The 5,233-nt window shown below is 56.7% G+C and carries 5 protein-coding genes, 1 tRNA gene and 1 pseudogene; 3 read left to right on the forward strand and 4 right to left on the reverse strand.

Translation table 11 applies throughout. The features are described 5' to 3' along the window. Positions 1 to 173 precede the first annotated feature (173 nt). Complete coding sequence (locus tag AC629_RS42180; RefSeq protein WP_245332177.1) at positions 174 to 647, reverse strand: DUF6789 family protein; 474 nt, start codon at positions 645 to 647, stop codon at positions 174 to 176. A gap of 417 nt (positions 648 to 1,064) precedes the next feature. Here AC629_RS42180 and AC629_RS42185 point away from each other — a divergent pair, with 417 nt between their 5' ends. Then, a complete protein-coding gene (locus AC629_RS42185; RefSeq protein WP_084810536.1) occupies positions 1,065 to 2,054 on the forward strand; it encodes an ABC transporter substrate-binding protein in 990 nt (329 codons plus the stop codon). 4 nt (positions 2,055 to 2,058) lie between these two features. Next, positions 2,059 to 3,222 carry an ABC transporter substrate-binding protein gene (locus tag AC629_RS42190; RefSeq protein ID WP_084810537.1) on the forward strand — a complete coding sequence of 388 codons (1,164 nt, stop codon included), beginning with the start codon at positions 2,059 to 2,061 and terminating at the stop codon, positions 3,220 to 3,222. A 335-nt stretch (positions 3,223 to 3,557) separates the two neighbouring features. Here the strand turns inward: AC629_RS42190 and AC629_RS42195 are convergent, their stop codons facing one another. Then, complete coding sequence (locus AC629_RS42195) at positions 3,558 to 3,878, reverse strand: hypothetical protein (protein ID WP_210419202.1); 321 nt, start codon at positions 3,876 to 3,878, stop codon at positions 3,558 to 3,560. A gap of 435 nt (positions 3,879 to 4,313) precedes the next feature. Between AC629_RS42195 and AC629_RS42200 the strand changes: the two genes are divergently transcribed. Then, the gene (locus AC629_RS42200) at positions 4,314 to 4,517 is read left to right on the forward strand and encodes a hypothetical protein (protein WP_084810538.1); all 204 of its coding nucleotides are present in this window, start codon (positions 4,314 to 4,316) and stop codon (positions 4,515 to 4,517) included. A 259-nt stretch (positions 4,518 to 4,776) separates the two neighbouring features. Here AC629_RS42200 and AC629_RS47440 read toward each other — a convergent pair. After that, positions 4,777 to 4,870: transfer RNA gene (locus AC629_RS47440), tRNA-Ser, on the reverse strand. 183 nt (positions 4,871 to 5,053) lie between these two features. Continuing rightward, positions 5,054 to 5,233 (reverse strand): annotated as a pseudogene (locus AC629_RS42205) (site-specific integrase); the annotation flags it as partial.

Here is a 5,233-nt window from a genome sequence, read left to right on the forward strand (position 1 = left end):
TGCCGCGAGAACGCGTCAGCACGGCTTAGAAAAATTACACCTCACAGAAAACCGAGTTTTTCAACACAATCGGCGCCACAGCGGACTCGGCCGGACTTGCTACTGGCTCGACCCGGTCGCGATTGACCCTGAGCGGAAGTCATGCAGGCTGCTTTCTTTGGTTCAAGCTGACGCTATTCATGGGCGACCTTAGCGTAAGCCACACCCAGAACCGCACCGTAGATGAGGTGAAGAACAAGCGTCGCCACCGTCGCCTGAGGGCCGAGCGACAGCGCGAATAAGCCATGGCCGGCCAGGGGCATGAAGATGATCATCATCGCGAGCCACGCTAAGGCTCCGAAAATAAGGCCCTTGACGACCGGAGCGCCCGGCAGGCTTGCCTGCAACGCAGCATAGATGATCCCCCATACGGCTGTCCCGAGGACGAAGTGGCCAATCCACCCAAATGGAAGGGGTAGGGTCATGCCTGTCGGCTGGTCCGCGACATGCACGATATCTTCGATTGGATTGAGCTGCGGCAACAAGCCCACCGAGCTCTTGGCTATCATCAATATGGAAAGGACGACGGTGGCTATGAAGCCTGCGATAAGCCCTGCCTGGACATTGAGGGTCACTGGCATTGCATGCAAGGATTGTCTGAGATTCATGGCGTTGCCTCACGAGCTTGAGAATCCTGCCCCAAGTGCGGAAGGATTCCGAACCAAGGTAGATGTTCGGATTCGCTCGCCTGCCGAAGGCTTTCCGCTGCCATTGATTTCGCGGAATTTCGGCTTATCCGCTGGCAGCTCTTAGGCTCATTTTATATCAATTGCCTTTCAGAGTGTAGAGGTGCGATGTCGCCTATTGGCCCTTCGCGTCATTTCGTTGCCGCGCAGCAATCTGGTCGGTTTCGGAGAAGAGCAGACATCGACGGCGGCCGAAACCCGCAGAGTCGGTCGAGAATGAACTAAATCGGACATAACAATCCTTGTCTCCGGGCGTCTTGCCCGCTTCAATGCATGGGCTGCTGCGCACGGCTTGACGGTAGCATGAGCACTGCTCGCCAACACCGATGAGGTGACCGAATGAGGCGGCGCGACCTTCTAGCAGGATTGTTGGCAACAACGGGCGCAAGCGTCCTTCGGGCAGCGGAGCCAAGTCGAGCTTACCGGCTGGCGGCTTGCACCCAGTTGGGAGTGGCGGTCTTTTCAAATGTCTTTTGGTCGCGGTTTTTTGATCGCTTGCGCCAGCTTGGTTATGTCGAAGGCAAAAATTTGGTCGTGGATCGATATGGCGCCGATGGGCAAGCTGAACGCTACGCAGATATCGCCCGAAACGCGGTACGATCAAAACCGGACTTGATCGTGAATGCTCTCGGTCATCAACTCATTTTGCAGCTCGCGAGAGAGACGTCCACAATACCAATTGTTGTTGTAGTGGGCGATCCGGTCGCGGCTGGACTCGTGAAAAACATTGCTCGACCAGAAGGTAACATCACCGGCATTGCCTCGGACGCCGGGATTGAGATGCAAGGGAAGCACCTTGATATTCTGCGGCAGGCTGTTCCTTCTGTATCGCGTGTCGCCTATCTGTCGCCGCGCGATGACTGGGAAAGAGCATGGGGACGTGCGGTAATAGAAGCTGGCCGCCGGTTGGGAGTTTCCATCGTCGGGACGCCGGTGGGACACTCGGCAGAGGAACCGGACTATCGCCAAGCATTCGAGACGATGGCTCAGCAGTCTGCCGATGGGCTGATGTATAACGGGTTAGGTCCGAATTACCTGCACCGATACCTTATAACTGAGTTGGCCGTGAGATATCGGCTGCCGTCAATTGGTTGGTTCATAGACGTTGTCAAAGCTAGCGGACTTCTGGGCTATGGGGCAGACAACCTCGAAATGGCTGATCACTGGGCAGGCCAAGTCGATCTCATTCTCAAGGGTGCAAAGCCAGCAGATATCCCCTTCGACCAACCGACGAAATTCACACTCGCGGTTAATCTGAGAACCGCAAGGACGCTCGGCCTCGCTATACCTTCGACATTACTCGCCAGCGCCGACGAGGTGATCGAATAAGGCCATGTCGCCTTTTGGCCCTTCGCGTCATTTCGTTGCCGCGCAGCAATTCGGTCGTTTTCGGGTTAAAGCAGAAATCGAACGGCACGCGAAAGCCGTAGCGTCGGTCGAAAATGACCCCAAGGAGACATGGGCCGCTTGGATATCTCTCGTAAAAGTGTGTATTCTATCGTTGAGCGCAGCGGGGTGTGGACCAATGCGGCGAAGAGAGTTCATTGCGGCGATGAGCGGCGTCGCAGCTTGGGCGTTCGCCGCGCGCGCGCAGCAGCCGCGCATGGCCAAGATCGCCTACCTAGGTGTGCTGAGTCCGTCGACCTTGGACCCCCGTCAACTGGAAGCGCTTAGACAAGGCCTGGCGGAAAACGGCCTCATCGAAGGCATCAATGTTGAGGTCGATTACCTGTGGGGAGAGGGCAATCCCGACCGCGTGCGCGAACTCGCCGCAGATCTTGCGCAGCGCAACCTTGACGTCATCATCGCACCCGGTACGGCGGCGGTACGTGCGCTGATCGCAACCGGAACCAAAATCCCGATCGTTTTTCCGATCGTGGGCGATCCAGTCGGCGACCGCCTTATTGCCAGCCTTTCTCGCCCCGGTGGAAACGTGACCGGTCTATCGATGTTTGGCATCGATCTGGAGAGCAAGCGCATTGAGGTGTTGAAAGAGGCGGTGCCGACAATCAAACGCATCATGATCTTGCACTACTCCGCTGGCGAGGCGGGAGGAGTTGTGGCGGCGGTACAGTCGGCGGCGCGATCCTTGGGCCTCGATGCAATCCTGGTTGAAAGTCAAGGTGAGCTGGACAGCGCGTTCGCCCGCGCCAAGGAGCAAGGCGTTGATGGCTTGGTGACGACAGCGTCAGCGTTTCTGTATTTCAACCGCAAGCGATTCATTGAGTTGGCGGCGCATTATCGGCTCCCCTCGATTTGGGAAGCAAGCGTCTACGTTCGAGACGGAGGCCTGCTGTCATATGGTCCGAGCTTTGTCGATATGTATCGGCGATCGGCGGCGTATGTTGCAAAAATCCTGAAAGGCGCGAAGCCCGCCGATTTGCCCGTCGAACAACCGATCAAGTTCGAGCTGGCAGTCAACCTCAAGACCGCCAAGGCGCTTGGCATCATAATCCCGCCCACGCTGCTCGCCCGCGCCGACGAGATGATCGAGTGACCGGCCTAATGTCGCTTATTGGCCCATCGCGTCATTTAGCGGCGCTGCAAACTTTGGTCGCTATCGGTGCATAGCGGACGGCTGGCGAGCCGTCCGTCGGGCAGATTTATGTGGTCGCGGTACACGGCACGCGTATTCGTCTCGCCGACATTGATGCCCCGAGCATGACCAACTCTGCGACGATGCGCGCGGCCGGGCCTATCAGTGCGGGGGCGTAGCAGCGAACAGGCTCACCGACTTCATTGCGAGGCGGCTGGTAGCCTGCATGCCTGTCTGTACTGACGGCTACAGAGCACGGTGCAGCGTCGCCGGGCAGGACATCGGCGAATGGTTGTTTAGTAACGGGCTGGCGTTGAGGTGGCCGCAGTACGACCGCGAAGGTCGGTAACAAGCTCCTTGAAAACGGGCGTTCCTCTCGGCTCTTCAGCGGTGATCAGAAGAATTCGTTTGTCGAAAAGATCGTCAGATTTGGCGCTGAGTAGCGAGTAGATTGCGCTCTTTCCTGCACCCTTGTCGCCTTTGACCACATCGATTTCGCCGTTATAAATGCGTTCCCATTGGTCTGTTTCGACGAAATAATTTCCGAGCTCGTTAGTTTCTTCTTCTGCGACCCGAGCACCGAACGAAATCTTCTTCAAGAGTTGCATGCGATCCAAGATGGCGATCCCATTTCCTTGCGATTAGCCAGAGTACGTGTTGAACCTGCCGTGCTTCACGCCGCGAAAGCTCGCAGCTCTGCCGAGGTGACGACAGCTTGCCGTATCGTTGCGGAGCGAAGGCGGCGAATGAGCTGGATGCGTTTATCGCGAGAAGGCCTGTTAGCTGTGAGCCGGTGAACCTTGGCCTAAGCTTTTCAGACTAATCCATGCTGGGATTTTGCAATCACCCTCCCGGGGCTGGACAGCGCCGCCTGCACTTATTTTGAGCGGGCGGCGTTGCCGGTTCGCTGTCATAGACCCGCAATCAAATCCGTCGTAGATTACCGGTTTCCGGCAAATTGCTGGTCGGACCGAACGAGAAGATAAGCCTACGCTCCATATTACGCGTCGGCCGAGCGTGTGAATTGTTTCAGTACTTGGGATATTCAGCACATGGCGTATGACACACCTACAGTGCAGTTGCTCCGCACCATTCTCGATGAAGTGCTCGCTAGCCCGGCCTTCACCCGGCAGCAGCATCATTCTGCGGTGGAGGTCGCGGAGCGCATTCTGTGGCTTGCCTCGCAAGGGGAGCGGGAGCCCTCGGCGATGAAAGAGCATCTCCTGAACGAGTTTTTGGTATACGCCGCCGCATAGTCGGCTAGCTCAGGCTGCGTCTTGAGTGAGGGCGGCTTCGCAATTGCCCAATGCGCGCGAGATGCTGGAGTTGCTTCCGTCGTGTCTCAGGGATGCGTGGCGTACCTTCGGGAACGTCTGCCCGGTTCTGCACAAAAATGCGCAAATCTGTGCGTCTCTCTCCGTAAAATCTGTTACCCCCGTGTTACCCGGGCGGTAAAATTCATCTTGAACACATGATGTTTTCATGTGGGTTTCGATGATATATCAGTCAGTTAGCTGGTGAGCGCGCTGGGGCTCGAACCCAGGACCCCGTGATTAAAAGTCACGGTGTCAGAAGAGCAGTATAGTTGCTTATCTAGGCCAGACGCCCCTCTGTCGCCGGCCGAGCCCCCGGTAACTTCGCTGCATCTGATAAGGCTGAAATTGCGCGGTTTTGCGGGTTTGGCTCACGTCTTACGGTAACAAACCCCAGCAATTTCAATGGGCCTGACCAGACTACGAATCTGAGGGTCGAATCGTTCGCGTCATTCAATACAGGATCGCGAATTCTGAAACTAATACGTCTTCAGTACCGTGAGCTCGCGATTATCTGCCCGGTTCTTTGCAGCGAGCAGGATCTCTCTCATCTGCTTGATCACGGGCGGTTCGAGCGCCTCGATTTTCGCCGCGACTTGCGGATCAAGAGTACCCTTGCGGCCGTAGCGTCCACGAACGTCACTGGCATGCCCGAGAAT

Source organism: Bradyrhizobium sp. NAS80.1 (genome assembly GCF_001908205.1).
Lineage (GTDB): Bacteria > Pseudomonadota > Alphaproteobacteria > Rhizobiales > Xanthobacteraceae > Bradyrhizobium.